This window comes from Fibrobacter sp. UWS1 (genome assembly GCF_002300445.1).
Lineage (GTDB): Bacteria > Fibrobacterota > Fibrobacteria > Fibrobacterales > Fibrobacteraceae > Hallerella > Hallerella intestinalis.
The window spans coordinates 2139087-2163531 of record NZ_NSGW01000001.1; the positions used below are offsets into that span (position 1 = coordinate 2139087).

Genomic DNA, 24445 nt, shown 5'->3' on the forward strand with positions numbered 1-24445 from the left:
AACGGCTGCATCCGACAAGGATTCCTGAAACTTGGAATTTCCGATTCCATAATTGAAGTATCCCTGAAACAAGTTAGCGGTTAGGAGTCGGAACTGAGAGCTGAGAACTGATAACTGAGTTCACCTTGCCATAGCGCGGAAAAGGTTTCTATTTTCTGCGGTGAGGATTCAAAAATTTAGAGGCAAAAAATGGCTGAATTTTCTTTGGACGAAATGCGTACGGCTCATGAAAAATTGGAAGCGCGCATGGCGAATGCTTGCGCACAAAGTAAACGCTCTCGCGAAAGTGTCCGGCTGATTTGGGTTTCCAAGTTTCATCCGTTTTCGGCAGTAAAAAATGCCATAGCGCTCGGGGCAACGGATTTCGGGGAAAATCGGGTGCAGGAAGCCTTGGAAAAATTCACGGATCGCCCGCCGGAAATCCGGTGCCACATCATTGGGCCCGTGCAGAGCAACAAATTAAAAAAAGCGGCGCTCGTTGCCGATTGCATCCATTCTATCGCCAGCATGGAAGCGGTGGAAAAACTCGAAAAAATTTGCGCAGAAGCGGATAAGACATTGGACATCCTGTTTCAGGTGAACGCCGGTGAAGAGGCGACCAAGAGCGGTTTGGATATCCGTGAAGCGGAACCGTTTTTGCTTTCTCTGGAAAATCATGTTCCTTGTCCGCATTTGCGATTCCGCGGGCTCATGACGATTGGTAAAAATACAGGCGTTGCGGAAGATTCTCGGGAGTGCTTTGCTTTTTTGCGTCATTTGCAACAGAAATTTTTGGCGCACGGCGGCGTTTTTGCTTCCTTTGACCAGCTTTCCATGGGAATGACGGGAGATTTAGAAGTCGCGATCGAAGAAGGCGCGACGATGATTCGGGTTGGGACGGCACTTTTCGGCGAACGGGATTACAGTACAAAAATGTAAAGCCTTTGCCCAAAATGGGGGGCAATGCGCTCGCGCTTCAAATTCTTTGCGATTTCTTTTCTATTTTGTGAGCGAAAAAGGGTGCCGGAAAATCCGGTTTCCCGCGGTTCGTATTTTTTTGAGAAGGACTTATGCCAAATCGTGTAGTAATCGGTTCCCAATGGGGGGACGAAGGTAAAGCCAAGATTGTTGATTTCCTCACGCTGGATGCAGACGTAATCGTGCGTTTCCAGGGCGGCGCAAATGCTGGCCATACGGTGGAAGTGGGAGACAAAAAATTCGTGTTCCATCTGATTCCATCGGGCATTATGCACGAAAATAAACTTTGCGTCATCGGCAATGGTGTGGTTCTGGATCCTGTCCAGACTTTGAAAGAAATTGACGACTTGCACTCCAAGGGCGTACACGACCCGGAAAAACGTCTGGTGATTGCGGACAATGCTCATGTGGTCCTGCCGTATCACTCCGCGTTGGACAAGGCGAAAGAGAAAAAAGCGGGCAAGGCGGCCATCGGAACAACAGGACGCGGCATCGGCCCTTGCTACAGCGATAAGGTAAATCGTATCGGCGTGCGTGTCGGCGATTTGATGGATGAAAGGGAACTGCGTCCCCGCGTCGAAGCGATGGCGAAAGTTCACAACGAAGAATTCCGCGTGATGTATGACGTGCCCGAAATCGATCCGGAGCAGGTCATTCGCGACTATCTGGAACTGGGACAAAAAATCAAACCCTTTGTCCGCGATGTCAGCGAGGTGCTTTTCAAAGCGATGAAAGAGGGCAAACGCTTGATTTTTGAAGGCGCGCAAGGAACGATTTTGGACGTGGACCAGGGAACTTATCCCTATGTGACTTCGAGCAATACGGTCGCGGGGTATGCGAGCTGCGGTGCCGGCGTCGGTCCTACGGCAATCGATCAGGTTGTCGGCGTGGTCAAGGCTTACACGACTCGTGTCGGCAACGGACCTTTCCCCACGGAACTTTTGGACGAAATGGGCGACAAGCTTCGCAAGCTCGGGAACGAATACGGAGCCACGACGGGGCGCAATCGTCGCTGCGGCTGGTTCGATGCTCCGGTAGTCCGCAAGGCGGCGCTCGTCAATGGACTTACGCATCTTGCGATTACCAAGCTGGACGTTCTAGACACGTTCGACGAAATCAAGGTCTGCACGCATTATGAATGCGACGGCGAAATTCTGGAAATTTTCCCGAACCAGCTTTCCAAGGTGGGGCGTTGCAAGCCGGTTTATAAAACGCTTCCGGGTTGGAAGCAGGATACGACCAAGTGCAAAAGCTGGGACGAATTGCCTGCCAACGCCAAAAAGTATCTGGAAGAAATGTCGAATCTTGCCGGGGTGAAAATCGGGATGATTTCGATTGGCGCCCGCCGGGATGAAAGTATTATCATCAACATGGATTAAAAGAGGGGGTTTATGGCGGAATGTAATGTCGCGCTTCTGTTAAAAGGAGTGGATCTGTTTTCGGAACTGACGGAAGAGCAGCTTTCCCAGTTGTCGTCGTTGGTCATTGTGAACGACTACGTTCGGGACGAAACGATTATTCTCGAAAAGGACGAATCGATTCGGGCGCTGTTCTTGATTGCCGAAGGTGAAGTCAAAGTCTATGTGACGGGTCCCGATGGAAAGGAGACGATTCTTTCGCTTCTTTCTCGGGGCGATTCTTTTGGCGAAATGTCCCTGATCGACGACGAGCCTCGTTCTGCATCGGTCAAAGCGGTTCAGCCGACCAAAGTTCTGATTATCCGCCGTGAACATTTCTTGGAACTTTTGAAAACGACTCCGGAACTAGCGACAGGGCTTCTGGTTCAGATGTGCCGCCGCCTTCGCAATGCGAACCGCCAGATTGGTTCGCTCGCGACGATGTCTGTTTTTGGCCGCGTGGCCGGAACCATTTTGAGCTTGATCGAAGACCGCGGAGTCCGGATTCGCGGGCGCAACGGTGAAATGGTGACGGTTATCCGCAACCGTCCGACGCAACAGCAATTTGCTGAAATGTCCGGAACGACCCGGGAAACGGTCAGCCGTGTTTTTTCCGCGCTAGCCAGCAACGGGATAATTTCCCTCATGGGAAAGGATTTGGTGATTTCGGAAGAGAGCAAGTTGCACGCAGTCAATGCAAAGGAATAATATGGCGGAACCCGGCAAGGAAAATTTTATTCATCGGATTCTGAGGACGAAGCCTTGGGTATATGCGCTGCTTTTGCTTGTCCTTGTGCTGCTCTTGTTGGCGCTTGTTTTCGATAAAATCGCGATGCCTATCGTGGCACGCTCCGGTGTTCAGGAACTGGCCGTTCCCAAGCTGGAAGGCCTGGACAGCGTTTCGGCGATTCGGCAAGCGGAAGAGGCCGGATTCCACGTTGCTTTTGCGGAAAGTCGCGAATATAGCAAGGCTTATGATGCGGACTTGGTGATGCGCCAGAATCCTCCGGAAGGTCAGCTTTCCAAACCGGGGCGGACCATTCAGTTGACGATTTCGGACGGCAAGAACCAATTGACGATTCCCGATCTGTTGAACAAGAACGGGGAGGAAGCGACGGAAGCTCTCGAATCTGCCGGTTTTGTTGTCGGTTTAACGTTTTTCACTCCTCATGTGAATTTTGCCAAGGGAAAAGTCGTCCGGACCAATCCTTCGGAAGGCTCGCTCGCTCGTAAGGGCGATACGGTAGATGTCTTTTTGTCGTCGGGTCCAAAGGGCGCCAAGGTCGATTTGCCGAGCGTGACCGGATTGCGTTTAGAAGCTGCTGCGGCGAATCTTCGTGCGGCGGGATTTGTGGTCGGTAAAACGGAATACCGCAAAAAAGCGGATTCTCCGTCGGGAATTGTTGCGGAGCAAAAACCCGAAGCCGAAACTTCGCTCCCAGCCGGCGCTCGAGTGAATCTGGTTGTTTCGGAATAAGAGGCTGTGATGTTTCGCCTGAAGTTTGCTGTAATCGCTTTTGTCGGATTTCTGTTGTGTGCTTGTAGCGGTTCCAAACAGTTGGCCACTTCGCAGGGGCAGACGACGGCGGAGACCGAAGAAAATTCCGCAGTTCGTTCGAGAAATCCCCATTTTCCGGTAAAGATGGACAGCGTGGAATTGCTCCGTTTGGAAATTGCGCACGGTTCCTTCCTTCGGGCTTTGGAATTGATGGCGCACGGAGACAATCAGCTTGCGGAACAGTTTATGCAGCACGCCTATGCGGCGGATCCGGAAAATCGTTTTTTGGCTTTTTCCGTTTTGGAATTGATGGTTGCTCGTGGAGCTTCTGCCGAAGCCGCTTCGCTCGCCGAAAAAGCGAAGAACTTAAAAGGACAACAGACAAGTTCTCAATACGCTTTGCTCGGTCGGATTTATGGCGAACAATCGAATTTGGACAGCGCTTTGGCGTATTATAAAAAGGCCGTCGATGCCAGCGACCAGAATCTGCACGCCGCTTATGAATATTCCTTGCTCTTGGAAATTTCCCAGAACAGGGAAGAGCTTTCCCGGGTCTATGCGCTTTTGTTGCCGCAAATCGGTTATCCGCAATCCCTTTTGGAGCGGCAGGCTTTGCTTTTGACGGAATTGAAAAAGGATTCGGCCCTTGCCGATCTTTTTGGCGATGTTTATGAAGCCCGTGGCGAACGTTCTTTTTTGGAACGCCGGATCCGCTTGCTGTTGAAAATGAAACGCTATGAAGAAGCGGTGTCGGCGGTTGAAGAATTGCGGGCGGATTCGGCTGTCGCGGACGATTCGCTTTCGATTGTGTTTTTGGTGGCGGCGCATTGGGGAATGAAGCAAGGCGATGTGGCGATAGATTCCCTGAAAGAAATTTACAAGCGCCATCCGAATCGCGGCGACGTTTTGCTGTCTTTGGCACTTTTTGAAACGCGTCAAAACCAAAAAGAGCAGTCGATAATCCATTTTGAACGCCTTTCGCAAATGGAAAATTATGAAGCCGTTTCCTTTGCTATGTTGAGCGCTTATGCTTGGGAAGACGGGGATTCGGCGCGCTCGCTGGACTATTTAGAAAAGGCTTATGCGAAGTCGCCGGAACTGTCGTATCGGAATCAGTTGCTGCAACGCTATCGTGCGACGGAAAATTTCCCGAAGGCCTATGCGCTTTTGGATTCTTCCCTGGCTCGCAATTCTCGCTTGGATTCTCTCCGGGCAAAATGGATTGAAAAAGGCAATCTGGAAGAGTTGAGAAGGTTTGATGAAAATGTGGAGTTGGATATAGCGAACTTGCATTACATCTACGCAACGATGCTGCAACTCCATGCGGAAGTCTTGGAAAGGTTTCCTACGGATTCCGCTCGTCGGGACAGCGCGCAAATTTTGCGGCAAAAGGCGGCAGAGCATTATCTTACAGCGGAAAAAGTCGGCGGGGAATTGCAGCAGTTCTTGTTTGCCGTCGGTTCTAATTTGCTGGGGCTTGGGCAGGTCGATTCGGCCATTGTCGTATTCAAAAAGTTATTTCATAATTTCCCCATGGACGCGTCTGCAAAAAATCACTTGGGTTACACGCTGGTGGATTTGAATCGCAATCCGGAAGAATTGCGCTGGGGCGGTGAGTTGATCGATGAAGCTCTCCGGCTGGATTCGGGCAATGTCGCCTATATGGATTCCAAAGCTTGGGCGCTCTACCGCGTGGGAAAATTTCAAGAAGCGCTCGCTTTGATGGAACGGGTTGAAGAGCAGGAGTCCTCTTGGCGGGAAATGTTCTACAGCGATACTTCGATATTTGCGCATTTGGCGGCGATTTGTCAAGCTCTTTCGCTGAATGAACGGGCTTTGAACTATTATCGCAAAATTTTGGAAATCGATCCGAAAAATGAAAATGCCAGAAAGCAAATTGAAATTCTGGACAAGAAAAAAGAGTGATTTCACGGGGACTTGAGGTGGTTCGCTGGTGAAAACGCTTTCGGGAAAAATTCTGTGGTTGGGATTTGCGCTCGCTCTGTTGTCGGGTTGCGGCCCTCGTTTGGCAAAGGGTTCCGCTTCGTTGGAATTGACACCGCCCGATAGTTTAAAAGCCAAGTTTTCTTTGGAAATCAACGACTCTCTCGAAGGTTCGCACACGCTTTCGGCGGTTCTTTTTGCCGTTCCCTATAAACGTTACCGAATGGAATTTTCGGGTCCGATGGGCATTGGGGTCGCTTCGGTTTTGTGGCAAGACGCCAAGTGGACTCTAGTGCTTCCTCAACAAAAAAGTTTTGCTGTCGGTTCGGGCTTTCTTGTCGGCGGCTATGCGGGAATTCCCCTTTTGGACATCCACCAGATTGCGGGGCTTTTCTGGGGTGAAGTGCTGCCGTTCGGTTCAACAGTCGATTCTCTCCGGGATTCTTTGGATGGAAAAATTTTATATGGGAAAAATCGGCTGGGCATTCCCTTTGAAGCGTTCCGCAACAAGGATGGACGCATTGTCAAAATCGTGCAGGCGCATGAAACTCTGGAGTTTTCGAACTATGCGGAATTTGATTCCGTCGAAGCTCCCGAATGGACTCGCGTGTTTCGGAATGGCAAAAATGTGCTCTCGATAAAAATCAAGCGGGTCAATACGGACGTGCGTTGGGGAGATGAAATCTGGCGCGTTCCTGTTCCGGAATCCTATCAAAAAATGGGTTTCTGAATCCTGCGCAGAATTAGCCTTTTTCCCGAAGAACCGCATCGTTTACGGCTTCCTATTTTGTAATTTTACTTTTATGAAAAAGCATCTTTTTTTATTGGCTTTGCTGGCGTTTTTCACTTCGTCCTTTGCAGTGGACACTCTGGAAATTTTTGCGCTTCGCGTCCAATTTAAACAGGAATCCCCCGACAATTCCCTGACGACAGGAACGGGGCGTTTTGATTCGGACAGCGACACGTCCAATGCAAATTACAGTTTGGATCCCAGCGGGCACCGGGCGAGTGCGGCATATTGGCAAAAGCATTTTGAATTTGCGAAAAATTATTACAAAGCGGTGAGCAATGGAAATCTGGTGATAACCGCTAGAATTTTCCCCAGCGGCGAGCCTTATACCGTCAATCATTATATTATCGATTACAACCGGACTTCTAAAAAGAAAGGCGAAAAGACCGCGGAATTTGATGAAGCGCGCAGCCGGGATTATATGAATTTTATCTGGGACGCCGTGACGGAAGCCAATCGTTCGAATGACACGCTGGACAATCCGTTCAAAGTGCCTCAGCCCAAATCGTCCAACAAAAAACGCGCCTATATGATTATTCATGCGGGGGCAAGTCGCTTGGTGGATGGTGGCAGCATGGGAACGAACAATGCGGATACGCCGGGCGATTTTATGGACGTCTATGTCGTTCAGGATTATTGGAGCTACCTGGATACGGCGGATTCGGAACGAAAATGCGCCAAGGATATTCGGGGCATGATTCTTCCCGGTTCAACTCTGGACACGCTGAAAACAATCATGGTCACCAGCGAAACCGCTTCGCAGGACGGTCTCAACTGGGGAATCAACGGCGTTATCGTAAACCAGATAGGGCGGGAACTCGGGATGCCGAACACTTACGATGTGGTGAAAGGCATTTCTCGTCTGGGTTATTTTGATTTGATGGATTTTGCGGGCTACAATGCGGGCAATGGATTTTTCCCAGTGCTTCCTTCCGCTTGGGTGCGTTCCTACATGGGCTGGGCGAAAGTGCAAACGGTTTATCCGCCGGATTCCAAAAGCCTGACCCGAAATATCGTTGCGGCGGGTTCAGGCGAGGGAACGGAAATCGTCAAAGTCCCACTGGCTGCGAATGAATACTTGCTGATTGAAAACCGGGAACGTTCGGCGGGGGATTCGGCGAAAATCGCGGTGTCGTATGTTCCTGCGTCGGATGTGGCAGCGGAATCGGATTACGAAGTGGTGACGAAAGTCTATCCGGTCGATAGCTTATACACGGCATTTGAAGACAGTATTTGCGATGAAAAAGGGAAGTGCGTCAAAAACAGAAAGAAATTGAGCGGAGTCATTGTGGATGTTTCTTCTTTTGATGCGGGACTTCCGGCAAGCGGCATCGCCGTGTGGAAAGTCAATGACTGGTATTTGCGAGAAGCTCTTCCGTATGGAGTCACCAATTTTTGGGGCGGCGACACTTTGCGCGATCACCAGTATGGTCTGATGCTCACGGAAGCGGACGGTGTTCTTTCTATTGGGAAAACTTTTAAAAACGCTCTTGGCCAAGACGCTTACGATTACGGATCTGGCGCAGATTTGATTCCGCATTGGCGCAAAGGGAAAAATTCCCCTAAGGATACGGTGTGGTCGATAAAGCCTTCGGGTTATGGCAATACAAAAACGACAATGGGCGGACATACGGGCATTACTGTAACGGCAAAGAAAACGAAGAATGCGCACATGGAAAAAAATGCCAACGCCTTTATGGGGGACAGCGTATTTAACTTTGCCGCTTCTTCGATTCCGGTCACGATTTCGTGGGCGTCCCATGCGCTGATTCCAGGATCGCTTTTCCCAAAAAACGTCGGGTTGAATGCGTCCGTTCGCGGAGCTGTCGCTTTGGATTATCCCGAAGGAATGTCTGTGGGGGCGGGAGAAAAGTTGATCGTGTTTGGCTCTGAAGATGGAACATTGCAGGCGATGTCGGCATTTGGACAGCCTTTGCAAGAAAGCGATACGACGGTATGGACGCGAGCCCTTTCGCTTGCGGATTCTGTGGATTCCGTCGCTCTCTATCGGCTCGGTTCGTCTTTGGGAAAACTTCTTGGAGTTGCCGCTTCGGGAGATACCGTTTACAGTTTGCACCAAAACAAGGGGCTGGCGCAAACCGTTCTTTCTTCGGCTATCGACCAGATTCAATTTGACCGTAAATTAGCGGGCATCGCAAATCCTTTGGTGGGACCGATGGTTTGGAATGCTTCCGTTTTTGTCGCGGACAATGAAAATCTCTATCGCTATAAAACGGCGAATCTTTCCAAGGACGCTTTTGCTCTGCCGGAAAATTTTGAACCGCAGGACATGGCGCTTTGCCCCGACGGAGATTTAGCAAATGTCGCTCTGGTCGGAAAAAATGCGGAGCTGGCTCTCTACAAAGCGGAAGAGGGGCGCATTCAAAAACTGCCTTCCCCAAAAATTCGTGCGAAGAATTTATTTGATATAAAAAAGCAGAGTTTCCGAATCGCTTGCTCGGATTTTGATCGGGACGGCAAATCGGAAATGTTCATTTTAGGAAGTCGCGGGTATGCGGCGATGGTTCGCGCCGACGATTCGGCCTCAGTCGTGTTCGCTCCCCGTTCTTTTAAGCGGGGAAATGACGGCGTTGTGGACTTTTATGATGAAACATCGCCAATAGCGATAGGTGATGTGAATGGTGATGGTTATCCGGAAGCCGTATTTCTAGGCAACAATCTGGTTTATGCGGTGGATCGTTCTGGAGTGGTTATTTCTGGATTTCCTATCAGAATTACCAAGAACACTCCAGAGACTTCTTTCCTTTCGGATCCTCTGATAGTCGATGTGACGGGCGACAGCCTGCCCGAAATTCTGGTGGGAACGAATGGGGGAGTTTTGCACGCTTTTAATTCCAACGGAAAATCGGTGACGGATGGATTCCCCATTTCTGCCGGCAATTTTGAATATGGCGAAACTGTTCATCCGATGGCGTTCTTTGTAGCGAAAACGATTGATTCGGTTTCGGGACCGCAGTTGTATGCGTTCCAGCGGCGATTTGTCACGGGCTATAATTTGGCGAAGTCTTCTGCGTTGGCGGAAACCGACGCTAAAGCCTGGAGTGTGCCTGGTTCGGGAAATGGACGTACGAATTATTTTGATGCTTCTAAATTGCCCGAACCCGCAGAGGTCAAGGCGGTTGCAAAAATAGAAGAATTTTTTGTCTATCCCAATCCGGTGCGAGGGGGGATTGCTAACGCTCGATTCTCTTTGGGAATGTCTGCGAAATCGGTGACGATTGAATTTTATGATATTTCGGGACGTCTGGTTTTTTCCAAAAAATTGGGCAAGGCAAATCAGGGAAATAATCAAATCGATCAGATGGATATTTCCCATTTGGGCAGCGATGTCTATAGCGTTCGCTTAAAAGTGAATTTTGATTCCGGAAAGAAAAAAGAAAAATTCTATCGTGTCGGAGTGGTCAGATGAAAAAAAGAATCGTCGAAATTTTAATCGCAGCTAGCCTGTCCTGTATTTTTGCCGCTTGCTCCTCGCCGACCAATGGAGAAACGGGCGGCACCGATTGCCCGGATTGCGGAGGCTTTGGAAAAAAATCGTCTTCGTCTAACGTGCCGATGTCTTCTTCAGATGGTGTCGAAATTTCTTCAAGCAGCAACGCATTGATGATTTCGTGGATTAAAACGGGAAAGTTTTGGATTTCGCAAACGGAAATTACGCAGGCGGATTATCGGACGTTAATGGGAACCCTTCCGCAGCAGATGACGAAATCGGTCGGGGATTCCTTTCCGGTCGCCAATGTTTCTTGGTATGAAGCCATTCTTTTTGCCAACGCACTTTCTAAATATCTGGGATTGGACACGGCGTTTTCTTATACCCTTCGAGGAGTGGGAAACAAACTGGGCGGGCTCAAAATCAATGATCGGGTTTCTGCCGTTCGCTTGCCCAGTCGAGAAGAATGGGAATTCGCTGCTCGGGCAGGAAGCACGGGCAATTATTATTGGGGGGCAAATCCCGCACGGGATTATGCGCAATACAATAATCTGACGGACGGCTATCAGAAAATCGCCCAAAAGAAACCGAATGCTTGGGAACTTTACGATGTTTGCGGAAATGTTGCGGAATGGGCTTTGGACACGGCACTTCATGGTGGAGCTTGGAATTCGGTGGCGAAAGAATTGGCTTTCAGCGCTTCAGAAAAGAAACTGCCGGATTTCGCTTCGAATACATCGGGATTTCGAGTTGTTTGGATAGGAGAATAAATGAAAAAATTCTTTGTTGCTGCGGCACTATTCTCTTTGATTTTGGGCTGCGGTCAAAATGAAAATGAGGCCAAGGCAAAAAAAATAGAAGAGGATTTGAAAACTCTTCCCAAGTTGGCGCCAGTTCAAATTCCGGAAGGAGTTGCTGGATCTTATGTCGGAACGCTTCCTTGCGACGAATGCGATTTGCGCCAAGTCAAAATGAATTTGGACGGTGATGGCAATGCTTTTATCGAGGAATTTTTGTTCCGGCGCAATGAAAAAACGGACACTCTTCAAAATCGGGCGACTTACAAAGACAGTGCCGAATTTATTCTTGTCCGTTTTGAAAATGCCAATCGATTTTTCGCCTTTCAAAAAAGCAATGGAACGTCAATCGTCTATTTGAATGTTGAAGGCAAACCTTATTTGGACGACACCGAAGAACCTTATCGTTTATTGAGAATTCTTTCCAAGGTCTCTCCATGATTTCATTTGCCAATGCGCTTCGGCAGTCCTTGCCCAAGGAATTGTCTGAGCTTTCGCTACTCTCCCTTTCTATTATGGATTACAAGGACGAACTCGTTGCCAAAAATAAAGCCTTCTCTTTATTTTGTCAGGAAAACGCCTTGCCGAATCCAGAAAGAATTGTTGAAAGCCCGCTTCCCAGAAATTATAGGACAACAACAAAACGTCGTGTCGTTTTGAATCGCGAAAAATTTCAGCTTGTTTTTGATGAAGAAGACAATCGCTCCGAGTTTGCGGAACCGCTGGAACCTGCCGAACATCTTGCTGTTTACCGGTTTATAGAATCCTATTTGCAAAAGCCTGTATTCAATACTCTCGCCGAGGTTTTGAACTGGGTGATTATTCGAGGTTCGTATAAATGGCGAACGGTAATTTTCAATGTTTGTGAAATGAATGCGCTGGTGGTTCGCAAACTCAAATTGATGGGCGAGCATTTGAATGCGTCGGGGCTTGATGTCCGTTCTGCGCACGTCTATTTTGATCCGACCCGTTCCGATTATTATTTGGAAGCGCAACGCCCGGTCAATGCGCTCGCGTTCAAAACGCTTTATGGGCCGAAGGACTTGACGTTGGATTTGGGAACGTGCCGCTTGAAATATCCGGTCACGGGATTCAGCCAGATCAATGAATCGCAAATTCCGAATTTATTGCGCTGTGCAGAAACTTTATTGCAGCCGAGTGCGGAAACGGATCTGCTCGATCTTTATTGCGGTTATGGATTGTTTTCGTTTGGTATTGGTGAAAACGCCAATTCGACGTTTGGCGTTGAGTGGGAAGGCGCATCTATTGAATATGCTAAAAATTCCGCGCGTTTTTTAAAACGACAAAAATCCCGTTTTCTTGCGGGGAAAATCGACGCTTCGTTTGTAGAAAAAAGAATCCCCAAATCACAGTCCCCTGAAGTGATGCTTTTGGATCCTCCGAGAAAAGGAGTGGATTCCGGAGTGATTGCCGCCCTTGCCCGTCGCAAGCCAGAACGGATTCTGCATATTTTTTGCGGCACCGACGAAATTCCTCGTTCGCTAAACCAGTGGCGCTTGGCAAATTATCGGGTGCAAAAAATTGTGCCGTTGGATTTGTTCCCGGGAACGCCGCATTTGGAAACCGCTGTTTTGATGACGAAAGCGGACTTGAAACGATAAAAGCCCTCCATGCGCAAAGATGATTTTTATGGAGTTTCGCGCAAAGTGGCTGCAAAATGAAGGTGTAGTATGCAAATTTCGAGTCGCTTTACTTTGGCTGTGCATATTTTGATTTGTTTGGACACGTTTGGCAATTCACATAAAGTCACCAGCGATTTTTTGGCGGGAAGCACAAATGTGAATCCGGTCGTCGTGCGGAGAATTTTGGGCCAGCTAAAGAATGTTGGGCTTGTACATATCGCAAGGGGTTCTGGCGGAGCAACGATGGCCAAACCGCTGGCGGAAATTTCTTTTTTGGATATTTACAATGCTGTAGAATGTATTGGTCATGGGGAATTGTTTCATTTTCATGAAAATCCGAATCCCCATTGTCCTGTCGGCGGAAACATTCATCAAATGTTAGATGGAAAACTTCTTCAAGTGCAGCAAGCCATGGAAAGGGAATTGAAATCGATAACCCTTGCTGAAATAAAAAAAGACATGAAGAAAATTTTAGAAGCTAAATAATTTAAGGAACAGTTGTAACGATTCACTAACCGCAGGCAATTCTCTTCCCACATCTCTATTCTTTATTTTTTTTGCCGTAACTATTGACATTACATCGCGGTTTGTGTATATTATTTTATGTAGTCGTCCCTTAAAATCCCGCCCAGCCCGCATAACTGTTGGGAAAAATTGATTTCTACCCTGTGAAAATATTGCAAGGTTTTCTAAAATATGACTGAAAACCTTGCATTTTTTTCATGTACAGACCGCCAAAATCCCACGCCCAGACAAGCCTTTTCTGTTCCCTTGAGGAGCAGTTGAACCACAAGCATCCCCTTTACGTTCTTGCGAACAAGATTGACTGGAACAAGTTCGAGACCGAGTTTTCGAAACTGTTTGACGACAAAATGGGTGCGCCGAACAAGCCGATCCGTCTCATGACTGGGCTCATCATCCTGAAGCACATCCGCAACGTATCGGACGAGTCCGTCGTGGAGCAGTTTCAGGAAAACGCCTATTACCAGTATTTTTGCGGAGAACGGTTCTTCTCGACGGAGCAACCCTGCGACCCGAGCGAACTTGTCCACTTCCGGCACATGATTGGCGAGGAAGGCTTGGACATGATCCTCAAGGAAAGTATCCTCGTCAACGATGACCACGATAAACAAGGACCGACAGGATGCGGCACGGTCTTTCTTGACACGACCGTGCAGGAAAAGAACATCACGTTCCCTACAGACGCCAAACTTGCGAACAAGATAATAGAGCAGGTGCAGAAAATCGTGGAAGAACACGGCCTTCCGCAGAGACAGTCCTACAGGAGAATCCTGAAGAAGGTCCATCGTGACCAGCGTTTCCGCAATCACCCGAAGAACGGCAAGAAGGCTCACAAGGCGGATCGCAGACTGAAAACCATCGCGGGTCGGCTCGTCCGCGAAATGGAACGGAATCTTTCGAAGAAAAATCTGTCGGGTACGTACAAAGGAAAAATTGAACTTTTCTACAAAGTTCTGGCACAGAAGAAATGCGACAAGGACAAGGTCTATTCGCTTCACGAACCCGAAGTAAAATGCATCGGCAAGGGCAAGGAACACAAGAAATACGAGTTCGGCAACAAGGTGTCAATCGCCCGTAGCTACAGCGGCCTCATCGTCGGCGCAGTCGCGTTCAGGGACGAGTATGACGGACATACGATAGACGATACGCTTGACCATGTTGAACAAATGCTCGGCTTCAGGCCGAGCCGGGCAGCATGCGACCGGGGATACCGCGGACAAAAGGAATCCGGAACGACAAAGATCGTGATACCGGACGTCCCGAAGAAAAACGCGACTTACTACCAGAAGGAAAAGGCTCACAATCTTTTTTGCAAGAGGGCTGGCATCGAGCCTATCAACGGCCATCTGAAAAGCGATCACCGTATGGGCAGAAATTTCTACAAGGGAATCTTTGGCGACATGCTCAATGCAAAGCTTGCAGCAGCGGCGTTCAACTTCAAGAGGGCCATGAGGCGTTTTTTTGTCCTGTTGGAATGGCTATACTGTTTTTGCCTTCTGTGGAACGGAATGAACAAAAAATGCGAACGTCCTTATCTTGCGTTCGCAAAGTGACTTTTTAAGGGCGGACTATGTAACAATGAATGTTACAACAAGACGATGGAAAGTTCTATTGTCGGAAACTTTTAACCGAGAGGTATGACGATGAAAACTTATGCAAAAGTAAACGTTGGTGCTGAAGCTAGAACGGAATTGCACGATTCCTTGCAATTGACCGGTGCTGAAGTGAGTATCAATCATCTGCCGGCAGGAACCGGAGTGCCATTTGTCCACTCTCATAAACAGAATGAAGAAATCTATGTCGTGCTTTCCGGAAAAGGAAAAGTCGTTATTGATGGAGAAACGATTCCGCTGACGTCGGGCGATTGGCTTCGGATTTCCCCCAGTGCAAAACGCCAATTTTCTGCTGCTGCGGATTCGGCGATTTGTTTTGCTTGCATCCAGGTGAAGCAAAATTCGCTGGAAGTTTGGACGGCGAACGATGCTGTAATAGAATCGTAATGCAGACTTTTTTGCGGGCAGGCTTCTGGCTTTAAAAGACGACGCCTGTCCATTTATTTTTATAAATAAAAAACGCCGAGAACAAAATAATTTATTTTCTAAAAAACTTTTTTGGGAAATAGAATATGAATGTAGAAGAAGCGATTTGTTCTCGCCGCAGTACACGCCGTTACAAGACTTTGCCTGTTGAACAGGAAAAATTGGAAAAAATCATTCTTGCTGGGCGGTTTGCGCCTAGTGGTGGCAATAATCAAACGAATCATTTTTTGGTCATCCGAAATACGGATGTCCTTCGACGGCTTGCAGAACTCGTGGAAAGTATTTTCTCCAAAATGGAAATGACCGATGGGATGTATAAAAGCATTCGCAACTCTATTTTAAATTCCCAAAAAGGCGGTTACGTTTTTCATTATCATGCGCCGGTTTTGATTGTCGTGGCGAATCAAAAAGATTATGGCAATAATATGGCGGATGTATCCGTTGCAATAGAAAATATGATGCTGGAAGCCAATGAATTGGATTTGGGTAGTTGCTGGATCAATCAGTTGAGATGGCTGAATGAAAATCCGACTTTGCTTGCCTATTTACAAACTTTAGGCCTTTTGGAAAATGAACGGGTCTATGGCTCTGTCGCTATCGGTTACCCGCTTACGGAAAGCGGTTTTCCTTTACGCCAGCCGTTGCCTAGAACGGGCAATGAAGTGACTTTTATTTGATTTTGGATTCCAAGAAACGATTTTTACACGCAAAAACGGGATCGTTCTTTCTAAACAAAATGATTCTGTGTAAATTTTATTTAAAAATAAGCCGTTGAATACGGATTTTCCCGTTTATTTTGCGGTATCTAAACTCTATTGGTGTGTAAAAAATTTATGTTTAAATGGAATATGTCGACCATTGATAAGCTTTTTGATTACGACGATTACCGTCTGTTTTTAAAAGATTATTTTGACGAACAAAAGAAATTGCGTTCCATTTTTTCTCATCGTTTTTTTGCGGCAAAAGCGGGTTTCAGTTCGTCGTCGTATTGCCTGAATGTCATTCGCGGGCGTTTTAATTTGACCGAAAAATCCATAGCGAAAATGGTCAAGGCGATGAATTTGAACAACATCCAGTCGAAATATTTTTTCGCACTGGTGGAGTACAATCAGGCAAAGCAGGTTGAAGAGCGGGAAAACGCATGGGACGAAATTGTGCAAATCCGGTCAAAAAATGAATTTGTACATATTTCAGAGGACCAGCAGGATTTTTTTTCAAAGTGGTATTACCCCGTTTTGCGAGAATTGGTTTGCCAGCCAGCATTTGATGGCGACATGATGCGTCTTGCTCGGATGGTCGTGCCGGCGATTCCCACGGAAGAAGCGCGCGTCGCTGTAGAAAATATGATTCGCTGGAATTTAATCCAAAAAACGGTGGACGGAAAATTTCAAAAAACGGCGGAAATGATTGACGCAAAGAACGTTTCCCCGATGAATTTACGGAAAATACGCCGGGAATATGTGCAGCAGGCGATAGGGGCTATTGAATCCAAGAAAGCGCACGAGCGTTTTGCCGCTTTTACCACGCTGGCAATGAGCGAAAGCTCTTATGATTATGCTGTAAAAATTTTAGAAGAAGCTCGGCAAAAAATTATGGCAAAGGCTGCCGACGATCCAGAAGTCGAAAAAATTTATGAAATGATGGTTGTAATGTATCCGTTGAGTGAAAAGTTGAAAACAGAGGACGCCAAATGAAAATGAATTTTGCATTGCGGAGAGGAAAAGCGTGGATGCCGCTGGCATTTTGGATGCTGCTTTTGCTCGTGTTTGCCGCTTGCTCTCAAGAGTCGAGAACAGCTGGTGGCGTGACGGATATTGGCAATTCTATCGCGGGTCATATTGTCTTGGCCGACGGCGTTTCCCCTGCGGTAGGTGCTCGAGTTGTTCTTTACGAAGATTCTTGGAAATATGCGGTAATAGCGGATTCCCTGGAAACTTGGACGGACAGCGCGGGAAATTTTTCTTTGGATAACGTCTCGGACAAAATGCGAACCCTTCGCGCGGAGCAAGGAAAGAATCAATCTCTGTTGAATTTGTCGAACGATTCTGTGCAAGTTGTTTTGGGAAACTCCCGTTCATTGGAAGGAAAAATATCTTCGGAGTCTTCGGGAAGTGTTCGCATTGTGGGGACGCATTTGACGAGCGCTGTCGATGAAAATGGCGTGTTTGCGTTTGAAGAGGTTCCTTCGGGAATGATTTCTTTGGTGTATATGCAGGATTCCGTTCCAGAGTCGTATTTTGCATTTTGGACGACGGATAATCGGCAAAGCGTTGCTCTCCCGGAGTTGAAAACGCTGACGGCAAACGATTCCGTTCTTGTTCTTGCTGACGCGTCGTTGTATGCGGATTCTTCTTACGGAGTTGCTTTGGGATCGTCCGTTTCGACGGCTGTGTCCGTTGCGTTATCCTATTCGCCGATGGAAACTCTGCGAAATTTTGTAATGCCCGTAAAGTTTAATAATCTTATCGACTTTGCGACTTTTTCAAATCCGGATTCTTTTCAAATCGTTTCGGAATGGGGTAAAGAACAAAATTTTGAAGTGGATTATTGGACGCCTAGAGCTTCGCAAGGAGTGCTTTGGGTGCGCTTGGATAGCATTGCCGCCGGTGATGGAAATGTGAATTTGTATATAATTCGTCGGTGTTCGGATTCTTCGTCTCGCGCATTCTTGAAATCGGATTCTGTCGTTGCCGCTCTGCATTTGAACGGCGATGCCAGTTTAAATTTCCCGTCGGATTCGGATAAGGCTTTTGGGTTCATCGGGTACGGTACGACCATTTCAGAAGGACAGTCTATATCTGTGGATCCCGAAGATTTGTTTGAAGGCGACTTTACTTTGTCCGTTTGGGCGTATTGGAACGGGCGAAACAACAAGCATCAAGTTTTGTTCTCCAGTCGCGCCTCTGCGGATTCTATTGGGATTCAATGGTATTACGACAACATCAATTCGACATTTGCTGTTTACAATTTCTTTAATTGGGATTCACTTCCCGGCGCGCTAGTTGCGATGGATTCTTTGACTTGGAACCGGGTGAGTCTCGTTTCGCAAAAGGATTCTATTTCGATGTTTGTCAATGGAATAGCTGTTGGAAATCCTGTTGCGTTTTCTGTGCGTCCATTTAATGCGCCCCTTCCTTTCCGCGTTGGCGGAAACGAGGTCGGCGAAGAGTCTTGGAATGGTGCGTTAGATGAAATTCGGGTAGATAAAAAAGCCCGTTCTGCGGAATGGCTTCGTATGGAATATGAAACACAAGCTGCGGCAGGAAATATCTTGCGGGAATAAAAGGAATTGCTTGCTGCAAAGAAATAAAAAAGCAGACAGCGAGAACTGTCTGCTTTTGAAAAGAAATTAAAAATTATTCGTACTTGATGACCTGAGCCGGGCAGCCTTCTGCAGCGGCCTTAATGTCGTCTTCGTATTTCGAGTAATCGACGCCTTCTTTTACCTGCATTTTTTCGGGAACGGAAAAAACTGCATCGCAAGTGCCTTCGCAAGCACCGCAGGAAACGCATTCGCCGTTTGATTCGTCGAGCCAGACTTTTTTGATTGCCATAGAATTGCCTTTGGTTATGAATGTGCGGAAGGATTCCGGCGCATTCGGGTGGATGTTTTTATTGAATATAACAATTCTTTTGGAAAAGGAAAAGACAAAGCCGAGGATTATAAATAAATTTGGAAAAAATACGAAGAGGTTTATTTGGAAATGAAAAAAGTCGTCGTAAAAATCGGTGGCAGCCTGGCAATAGATGAGGCGAAGCTTCTGGATTTTACCCGTGCAATAGCCGCATTGCCCGCTCGGGATTGTCTGGTGGCGGTTGTACATGGCGGAGGCAAGGATATCAACGAAAATATCGCGCTTCTTTCGGAAGAACCTCGTTTTATTGAAGGCTTGCGGGTGACAACCCCGGGCATTATGAAAATGGTCGAAATGACCCTTTCCGGCCATGTGAATAAAAAATTGGTGCGAATGCTCGAGAACAACGGGGCTGCGGCTATCGGCATTTCCGGCGTGGACGGGCAACTTTTTGAAGCAAAAAAACGGGAAGGCTGCGTCGATCTGGGTCTTGTCGGAAACATTGAAAAAGTCAATCCGAAAATCGTCGAGGACCTTTGGAAAACCGGTTGGACGCCTGTCGTTAGCCCTATTTCCATGGGGAACGGAATTGCCTGGAATGTCAATGCGGATACGGCGGCTTCGGAACTGGCGGTAGCTCTCAAAGCCGATCAATTTTTGCTTGTCAGCGATGTTCCGGGCGTCTTGGACAAAGAGAAAAATGTCATTCCGAATTTGGATGAAGCCAAGGTGAAAACTTTGATTGAAGATGGCACTATCAGCGGGGGCATGATTCCGAAAGTGCAGGAAAGTTTGCGGGCGATTCATCGCGGATTGGGAGAAATTCACATTCTCGGTTGGAAAGACGCGGAAACATTTTTAAAACAAATTCATGGAGACTTGAATTATGGAACAATCCTTGCATAAAAATTTGTTGGAATCGGACAAAGCGGTTATTGCTCCGCTTTATGGTAAGCCGGATGTGGATTTTGTGGAAGGCCGTGGATGCTATTTGTTTGATGCGGCGGGAAAAGCCTATTTGGATTTCTGCGCGGGAATAGCAGTCAATGCTTTGGGTCACCAAAATGAGGGAATTGTCAATGCCATTGCGGAACAGTCTCGCAAGTTTATGCACCTGAGCAATCTGTATCCAAATTATCCGCAAATTGCTTTGGGCAAAAAACTTTTGGAAGTAACGAAATTTGACAAAGTGTTTTTTTGCAATTCGGGAACAGAAGCGAATGAAGGCTGCATTAAGTTTGCGAGAAAATATTTTGACCGCAAAGGTGAAAAAAATCGCCAGAAAATCGTGACGTTTGTAAACAGCTTTCACGGTCGGACGTTTGCGGCTCTTTCTGCGACGGGACAACCTTCTATTCGTGAAGGCTTTGGTGACATGCCGGGTGACTTTGTTCACGTTCCCTGGAATGATACGGCGGCGCTTTGTAAAGAAGTGGATGAAAATACTTGCGCCATCATGTTGGAGTCCTTGGCTGCGGAAGGTGGCGTGATGACGCTTTCCAAAGAAATGGTCGATACGGTAAACCGTTTGAAAGAAAAATTCGGCTGCTTGGTGATTGTAGATGAAGTGCAAGCGGGAATGGGACGTTTAGGAACATTCCTTGGCGCAGAAAAATACGGTCTCCATGCGGATTTGGTTTCGCTTGCCAAAGCTCTTGGCGGCGGGCTGCCGTTGGGTGCTGTGCTTCTTCGGCAATTTATTGCGGATGAATTGAAGCCGGGAGATCACGGTACGACATTTGGAGGAAACCCTGTGGCCTGTGCCGCAGGACTTTCGGTAGTCAATCAAATTACTGCTCCGGGATTTTTGGAAAAAGTGAACGAGCGTTCCGTACAATTGAAAACGGGATTGCAGAAGATGGCGAATAAATTCTCTTTCCTTGGTGAAGTTCGCGGAGACGGCTTGATTTTGGGACTTTCGATTCTTGCGGAAAAATCCGTGGGAGATTTGATTGTCGCCGCGCGGGATGCGGGCTTATTGGTGCTGAGCGCAAAAGGAAATGTGATGCGTTTGCTTCCTCCGTTGAATGTAAGCCGAGAGGAATGCGACGAAGCTTTGAAAAAATTGGAAAAAGCTTTCGAAGAAATCGGTTGATTTTTTTGAAAATGTTCAGATGGTGGGTGCTCTGCATCCACCATTTTTTATACAAGGCCGAAATATCGGTTTTGTGCGAGCTTGTGTGCAATTTGAAAGCGCTGTGGAATATTTTTTTGGCGCGACGTGCGTTTTATCACAATGAGCCCATCTAATGGGCAAAATTGCGGGATGCTTTTTCCAACGGCCTCGTCGATTCTACAATAATTCTGGCTTTTGATGGATGTAAAAATTTATTCCGGTTTGGAATGGCCCATTCCCCCTTTTCTTCTGTGTTTGAAAAAATTATTATTTTAAAAACAAGTTTTTTCGGATAAGTCTATTTTGAGAAAAGCAATGGCGACATTTCAAAATTTATTTCTATTGGCGACTTGTCGAGCGATTTTTTGTCGTTCAAGAAAATCGATATATTCTGGCTTTCTTTTTTCTTTTCTGCTTTCGCAGGATTGTTTTTCGGCAAAGTAATTAAAGGTTGTTTTATGAAGTGCAGAGCATTTTCGTTTCATTGTTTAGCAGATTTTGAAAATGAAATCAAAAATTTTGCGTCTTGGCATCAGGATCATGGCTGCCCAAGGTTGTATTTTCAGATTCATTCCAGTATTTTGTCCGAAAAATCGATTGAACCGGTTTGGAATGTGATAGAACGTTATTTCCCCGGAGTTCCCTGGCTGGGCAATTCGACGAGCGGCAATATTGTCAATTGCGATGCTGCTGAGGAAATTTCAGTTTCCGCAATTTATTTTGAAAAGCCGACAACGCAATTTATGATTCGACAATATGATTTTCAAGAAAAGGATGTCAAGGAAATCGCTGCGCAAATCGTTGCCGAATCAAAGGCGAACCCCTGGATTAAAGCGATAGAAATTTACCATTGTATTTCTTCGTTTTCGACGACGGCTTTTTGTGATGGTTTGGACGATTTGGCTCCGGAAATTCAGGTTTTTGGCGGTATCGTCTGCTCTCCCGACATAACGAGTTCCCAATCGTGCGTATTCTCGTCTGTCGGCGGTTTTTCGATTTCCGGCATCCTTATTCTCTTTTGGGGTGGCGAAGATTTTTATGTCGAAGCGCGCAAGATAAGCGGTTGGAAGCCAATTGGACGAAATTTTCACGTTTCGCACTCCAAGGGGAACATTATTTACAAATTGGGAAACGTCCCCGCTTACGAAGTTTACCGCAAATATTTGAACATCCAAAACGACGAAAATTTCTTTTACAATGCGATCGAATTTCCGATGCTATACGAACATAACGGGGTTTCCATTGTTCGGGCTCCAGCAGCCAGTAATGCCGATGGTTCGCTGACGATGTCGTCCGATGTGAAGAAAGGGGCGATTGTGCGCTTGTCTTATGGAGAGCCTCAGTTGATTTTGGACAGCGTTCGTGGAGAGAGCGAAAAATACGCGGATTTTTCTCCCGAGGTGCTTCGCATTTTTTCTTGTGCAGCTCGAAAGGCGTTTTGGATTCAACATGAGCCAACTTATGAAATTCTGGCGTTCAAGGATTTAGCGGCCAGTACCGGATTTTTTTCCCACGGGGAATTTCTTCGTGAAAAGGGTCGCTTGAATCAGCACAACATTACGCTTGTCATTGCAGCCATGCGGGAAGGCGATGCCGGGAAAAAATCTTCGGATAAAAGGAATGCTGTCCATTTGCCTGTGAATACCCGCTTGCCTTTAGCAGCTCGCATGGCGACTTTTATTCGGGAGACATCCTTTGAGTTGGAACAAACCAATAACCAGTTGCGTATAATGAACGCCCATTTGCAGGATGTGGCTACAACGGACAGCTTGACCGGACTAGAAAATCGTTTTTCTTTTGACAGTGCTCTAAACGACATTCAACGGGAGAGCGCGGCGAAGGAAAACTGGACGTTGTTTTTGATGGATGTGAACGGGCTGAAATATGCGAACGATACCTTTGGCCATCAAGCGGGAGACATTCTTATCAAGGCTGCCGCCGATGTCATTTTGAAAACATTTTCTCCCGACGGAAAATGCTACCGGATTGGCGGCGATGAATTTGCTGTCGTCATTGAAATTCCGAGGGAATCCGTCTTCCTTTTGCAAGAGAAACTGTGTAAAAACATCGCCGAGTACAATAAAGACGCTTTGTATTATTTGTCAATTGCCGTAGGTGACAGCCGTTTGCAAAACGATGCGGGCGTTCGGAAATCCATCAGCGATTGGAAAATGGAAGCGGATTTGAATATGTACCGGGACAAGGTGCGTAACCACAAGTCGCGGGAAAAGGATGAAAATCGGAATATCAAAGATTTAATCATGTGCCTGATTTCCGTGGAAGAAGCGAAGGACGTTTATATGGCGTGCCACTCGGAGCGGGTCAGCGGCTATGCGTCGCTTTTGGCGCGGGCTTTGGGGCTTTCGGATGATTCGGTGCAAATGATTTCGTATGCGGCGAATCTCCATGATATAGGAAAAGTGGGAATTGGCGACGCCGTTCTTTTCAAACCTGGAAAACTTACCGACGAAGAATTTTCGATTATCAAGCAGCATCCTGTTATCGGGGCGAAAATCCTGATGCAGTCGAATTACACTCATGAATTGGTTCAAATAGTGTTGCACCATCACGAACGCTACGACGGGCGCGGTTATCCGGGAAAATTGGCCGGTGAGGAAATCCCGATAGGTTCCCGGATTTTGGCAATTGCTGATTCCATTGATGCGATGACCAGCAAACGCGTTTACCGCGATTCGATGTCGCTGGAGTATTGCCGCAAAGAAATCGAACGCAATTTGGGAGTCATGTATGACCCTGCCATCGGCAAGGTCGCCTTGGAACATTGGGACGAAATTGTGGATTTGCTGCTGAAAATGCGCTCGGGCCGTTCGAAAATCGACGAAAATTTGGTTTGAAATCCGTGTTTAGCTATATTGTCTTGCAATGAAAACGCAAATGGATTCTTTGGCTAATTCGCACGTGCCTTGGTTTGCGGGGGTGCTGGATGCGGCGTCATTTTTGGAAATTCAGCAAAATCCGCAGGGAGAGTTGTTTCGGTCGGTCGCTCTGTGTTCTGCGCTGGAAATCCGTTACGATTTGATTTGCGAAAAAAACGGGGATGAATGCGCTCTCGTTGCCGAAAAAATCAAACGGCTTTTTCCTAAAGCCCTGCTGATAGGCACGATTCGTTTGGTACGAGATGGCGGAAGGTTTCCTACGGAAGATTCTGCAAAGCGCGTCGGCTTTTTTCAGAGGATTCTTTCGGCGGAAGTCTCTCCGGATTTTGTGGACGTGGAAGCCGAGGAACTCGGCGTACTTTCGGCGATTGCAGGCGATTTGCGCAAATCCGGCACGCGTTTTTTCGTTTCGCATCACGATTTTGAAAAAATTCCTTCTGCCGAAGAACTGGCTTCGCTGGTTGCTGCGGCTCGGAACGTCGGGGCGAACGGTTTTAAAACGGCCTGCATGAGTTCCCGGCCCCAGGATTTTGACCGGCTGTATCCGTTTATTCAGCAAAATGCTCCTGGATTTGAACTCTTTTCCCTTTTTGCCATGGGCGAGAGTGGAGAGGAGTCTCGAATAAAAAGTCTGGCATTCGGGGCCAATTTGACCTATTGTTCGTTGGCGGCTTCTGTCGCTCCCGGGCAAATCCCCGTTCGGCGGGCGATTGAAATTTTTGAAAATATGGCGAAAATCGGATAAATTTGTCGTTTTTTCAAAAAAAGGAAATCAAAAATGGCGTTTTAAAAAGAGATTTGCGCTTTTTCTTTGGGCAA

General features: G+C 47.2%; 22 protein-coding genes. 20 read left to right on the top strand and 2 right to left on the bottom strand.

Features of this window, described 5'->3' with window-relative positions; genetic code table 11:
- The first annotated feature begins 189 nt into the window (after positions 1-189).
- The 16 genes from BGX14_RS09415 (at position 190) to BGX14_RS09490 (ending at position 18321) form a co-directional block, all read left to right on the top strand.
- Positions 190-918 (top strand): YggS family pyridoxal phosphate-dependent enzyme, encoded by a 729-nt coding sequence (locus BGX14_RS09415; protein ID WP_095879699.1) that lies wholly within the window; start codon positions 190-192, stop codon positions 916-918.
- A gap of 131 nt (positions 919-1049) precedes the next feature.
- Positions 1050-2336, top strand: coding sequence for an adenylosuccinate synthase (locus tag BGX14_RS09420; RefSeq protein ID WP_073304185.1), 1287 nt, complete (start codon positions 1050-1052; stop codon positions 2334-2336).
- Between the two features lie 12 nt (positions 2337-2348).
- Positions 2349-3062, top strand: coding sequence for a Crp/Fnr family transcriptional regulator (locus BGX14_RS09425; protein WP_095879700.1), 714 nt, complete (start codon positions 2349-2351; stop codon positions 3060-3062).
- A 1-nt stretch (position 3063) separates the two neighbouring features.
- Positions 3064-3831 (top strand): PASTA domain-containing protein, encoded by a 768-nt coding sequence (locus BGX14_RS09430; RefSeq protein WP_158223285.1) that lies wholly within the window; start codon positions 3064-3066, stop codon positions 3829-3831.
- A 9-nt stretch (positions 3832-3840) separates the two neighbouring features.
- Positions 3841-5778 carry a hypothetical protein gene (locus BGX14_RS09435; protein ID WP_095879702.1) on the top strand — a complete coding sequence of 646 codons (1938 nt, stop codon included), beginning with the start codon at positions 3841-3843 and terminating at the stop codon, positions 5776-5778.
- Positions 5779-5806: 28 nt separating this feature from the next.
- On the top strand, positions 5807-6526 hold the full coding sequence (locus tag BGX14_RS09440) for a hypothetical protein (RefSeq protein WP_095879703.1): 720 nt from the start codon (positions 5807-5809) through the stop codon (positions 6524-6526).
- Positions 6527-6599: 73 nt separating this feature from the next.
- Entirely contained in the window at positions 6600-10016 is a 3417-nt protein-coding gene (locus BGX14_RS09445) for a T9SS type A sorting domain-containing protein (protein WP_095879704.1), read from the top strand.
- On the top strand, positions 10013-10807 hold the full coding sequence (locus BGX14_RS09450) for an SUMF1/EgtB/PvdO family nonheme iron enzyme (RefSeq protein WP_073304172.1): 795 nt from the start codon (positions 10013-10015) through the stop codon (positions 10805-10807). The genes BGX14_RS09445 and BGX14_RS09450 overlap by 4 nt, the downstream gene beginning before the upstream one ends.
- A complete protein-coding gene (locus tag BGX14_RS09455; RefSeq protein WP_078777269.1) occupies positions 10808-11275 on the top strand; it encodes a copper resistance protein NlpE N-terminal domain-containing protein in 468 nt (155 codons plus the stop codon).
- Complete coding sequence (locus BGX14_RS09460) at positions 11272-12456, top strand: (uracil-5)-methyltransferase (protein WP_095879705.1); 1185 nt, start codon at positions 11272-11274, stop codon at positions 12454-12456. The genes BGX14_RS09455 and BGX14_RS09460 overlap by 4 nt, the downstream gene beginning before the upstream one ends.
- Before the next feature lie 69 nt (positions 12457-12525).
- The gene (locus tag BGX14_RS09465; protein ID WP_073304168.1) at positions 12526-12963 is read left to right on the top strand and encodes an Rrf2 family transcriptional regulator; all 438 of its coding nucleotides are present in this window, start codon (positions 12526-12528) and stop codon (positions 12961-12963) included.
- A gap of 236 nt (positions 12964-13199) precedes the next feature.
- On the top strand, positions 13200-14552 hold the full coding sequence (locus tag BGX14_RS09470; protein WP_198951183.1) for an IS5 family transposase: 1353 nt from the start codon (positions 13200-13202) through the stop codon (positions 14550-14552).
- A 90-nt stretch (positions 14553-14642) separates the two neighbouring features.
- A complete protein-coding gene (locus tag BGX14_RS09475; RefSeq protein WP_073304167.1) occupies positions 14643-14999 on the top strand; it encodes a cupin domain-containing protein in 357 nt (118 codons plus the stop codon).
- Positions 15000-15124: 125 nt separating this feature from the next.
- On the top strand, positions 15125-15715 hold the full coding sequence (locus BGX14_RS09480) for a nitroreductase family protein (RefSeq protein ID WP_095879706.1): 591 nt from the start codon (positions 15125-15127) through the stop codon (positions 15713-15715).
- Between the two features lie 171 nt (positions 15716-15886).
- Positions 15887-16732: a TIGR02147 family protein gene (locus BGX14_RS09485; RefSeq protein ID WP_078777288.1), complete on the top strand. Its 846-nt coding sequence runs from the start codon at positions 15887-15889 to the stop codon at positions 16730-16732.
- Positions 16729-18321: a LamG-like jellyroll fold domain-containing protein gene (locus tag BGX14_RS09490; protein ID WP_095879707.1), complete on the top strand. Its 1593-nt coding sequence runs from the start codon at positions 16729-16731 to the stop codon at positions 18319-18321. Before BGX14_RS09485 ends, BGX14_RS09490 begins: the two co-directional genes overlap by 4 nt.
- 73 nt (positions 18322-18394) lie before the next feature.
- On the opposite strand, the gene BGX14_RS09495 is transcribed toward BGX14_RS09490, so the two are convergent.
- On the bottom strand, positions 18395-18592 hold the full coding sequence (locus BGX14_RS09495; RefSeq protein ID WP_073304202.1) for a 4Fe-4S domain-containing protein: 198 nt from the start codon (positions 18590-18592) through the stop codon (positions 18395-18397).
- A 150-nt stretch (positions 18593-18742) separates the two neighbouring features.
- Between BGX14_RS09495 and argB the strand changes: the two genes are divergently transcribed.
- Together argB and BGX14_RS09505 are read left to right on the top strand one after the other, a co-directional pair.
- Complete coding sequence (argB, locus tag BGX14_RS09500) at positions 18743-19519, top strand: acetylglutamate kinase (protein WP_095879708.1); 777 nt, start codon at positions 18743-18745, stop codon at positions 19517-19519.
- On the top strand, positions 19500-20708 hold the full coding sequence (locus BGX14_RS09505) for an aspartate aminotransferase family protein (protein ID WP_073304161.1): 1209 nt from the start codon (positions 19500-19502) through the stop codon (positions 20706-20708). The genes argB and BGX14_RS09505 overlap by 20 nt, the downstream gene beginning before the upstream one ends.
- 347 nt (positions 20709-21055) lie before the next feature.
- Here BGX14_RS09505 and BGX14_RS15850 read toward each other — a convergent pair whose 3' ends face one another.
- A complete protein-coding gene (locus BGX14_RS15850; RefSeq protein ID WP_198951194.1) occupies positions 21056-21214 on the bottom strand; it encodes a hypothetical protein in 159 nt (52 codons plus the stop codon).
- A 96-nt stretch (positions 21215-21310) separates the two neighbouring features.
- On the opposite strand from BGX14_RS15850, the gene BGX14_RS09510 reads away from it, so the two are divergent.
- Positions 21311-23584: an HD domain-containing phosphohydrolase gene (locus tag BGX14_RS09510; protein ID WP_233126474.1), complete on the top strand. Its 2274-nt coding sequence runs from the start codon at positions 21311-21313 to the stop codon at positions 23582-23584.
- A gap of 28 nt (positions 23585-23612) precedes the next feature.
- Positions 23613-24371, top strand: coding sequence for a type I 3-dehydroquinate dehydratase (locus BGX14_RS09515; protein ID WP_073304159.1), 759 nt, complete (start codon positions 23613-23615; stop codon positions 24369-24371).
- The last annotated feature ends 74 nt before the right edge of the window (positions 24372-24445 follow it).

Excerpts from the sequence above, each read along its gene's own strand:
- BGX14_RS09480 (WP_095879706.1), top strand. The coding sequence starts at position 15,125 with ATGAATGTAGAAGAAGCGATTTGTTCTCGCCGCAGTACACGCCGTTAC.
- BGX14_RS09435 (WP_095879702.1), top strand. The coding sequence starts at position 3,841 with ATGTTTCGCCTGAAGTTTGCTGTAATCGCTTTTGTCGGATTTCTGTTG.
- BGX14_RS09445 (WP_095879704.1), top strand. The coding sequence starts at position 6,600 with ATGAAAAAGCATCTTTTTTTATTGGCTTTGCTGGCGTTTTTCACTTCG.
- BGX14_RS09455 (WP_078777269.1), top strand. The coding sequence starts at position 10,808 with ATGAAAAAATTCTTTGTTGCTGCGGCACTATTCTCTTTGATTTTGGGC.
- BGX14_RS09485 (WP_078777288.1), top strand. The coding sequence starts at position 15,887 with ATGTCGACCATTGATAAGCTTTTTGATTACGACGATTACCGTCTGTTT.
- BGX14_RS09425 (WP_095879700.1), top strand. The coding sequence starts at position 2,349 with ATGGCGGAATGTAATGTCGCGCTTCTGTTAAAAGGAGTGGATCTGTTT.
- BGX14_RS09495 (WP_073304202.1), bottom strand. The coding sequence starts at position 18,592 with ATGGCAATCAAAAAAGTCTGGCTCGACGAATCAAACGGCGAATGCGTT.
- BGX14_RS09420 (WP_073304185.1), top strand. The coding sequence starts at position 1,050 with ATGCCAAATCGTGTAGTAATCGGTTCCCAATGGGGGGACGAAGGTAAA.
- BGX14_RS09490 (WP_095879707.1), top strand. The coding sequence starts at position 16,729 with ATGAAAATGAATTTTGCATTGCGGAGAGGAAAAGCGTGGATGCCGCTG.
- BGX14_RS15850 (WP_198951194.1), bottom strand. The coding sequence starts at position 21,214 with ATGAAACGAAAATGCTCTGCACTTCATAAAACAACCTTTAATTACTTT.
- argB (WP_095879708.1), top strand. The coding sequence starts at position 18,743 with ATGAAAAAAGTCGTCGTAAAAATCGGTGGCAGCCTGGCAATAGATGAG.
- BGX14_RS09430 (WP_158223285.1), top strand. The coding sequence starts at position 3,064 with ATGGCGGAACCCGGCAAGGAAAATTTTATTCATCGGATTCTGAGGACG.
- BGX14_RS09465 (WP_073304168.1), top strand. The coding sequence starts at position 12,526 with ATGCAAATTTCGAGTCGCTTTACTTTGGCTGTGCATATTTTGATTTGT.
- BGX14_RS09515 (WP_073304159.1), top strand. The coding sequence starts at position 23,613 with ATGAAAACGCAAATGGATTCTTTGGCTAATTCGCACGTGCCTTGGTTT.
- BGX14_RS09415 (WP_095879699.1), top strand. The coding sequence starts at position 190 with ATGGCTGAATTTTCTTTGGACGAAATGCGTACGGCTCATGAAAAATTG.
- BGX14_RS09450 (WP_073304172.1), top strand. The coding sequence starts at position 10,013 with ATGAAAAAAAGAATCGTCGAAATTTTAATCGCAGCTAGCCTGTCCTGT.
- BGX14_RS09460 (WP_095879705.1), top strand. The coding sequence starts at position 11,272 with ATGATTTCATTTGCCAATGCGCTTCGGCAGTCCTTGCCCAAGGAATTG.
- BGX14_RS09505 (WP_073304161.1), top strand. The coding sequence starts at position 19,500 with ATGGAACAATCCTTGCATAAAAATTTGTTGGAATCGGACAAAGCGGTT.
- BGX14_RS09470 (WP_198951183.1), top strand. The coding sequence starts at position 13,200 with ATGTACAGACCGCCAAAATCCCACGCCCAGACAAGCCTTTTCTGTTCC.
- BGX14_RS09475 (WP_073304167.1), top strand. The coding sequence starts at position 14,643 with ATGAAAACTTATGCAAAAGTAAACGTTGGTGCTGAAGCTAGAACGGAA.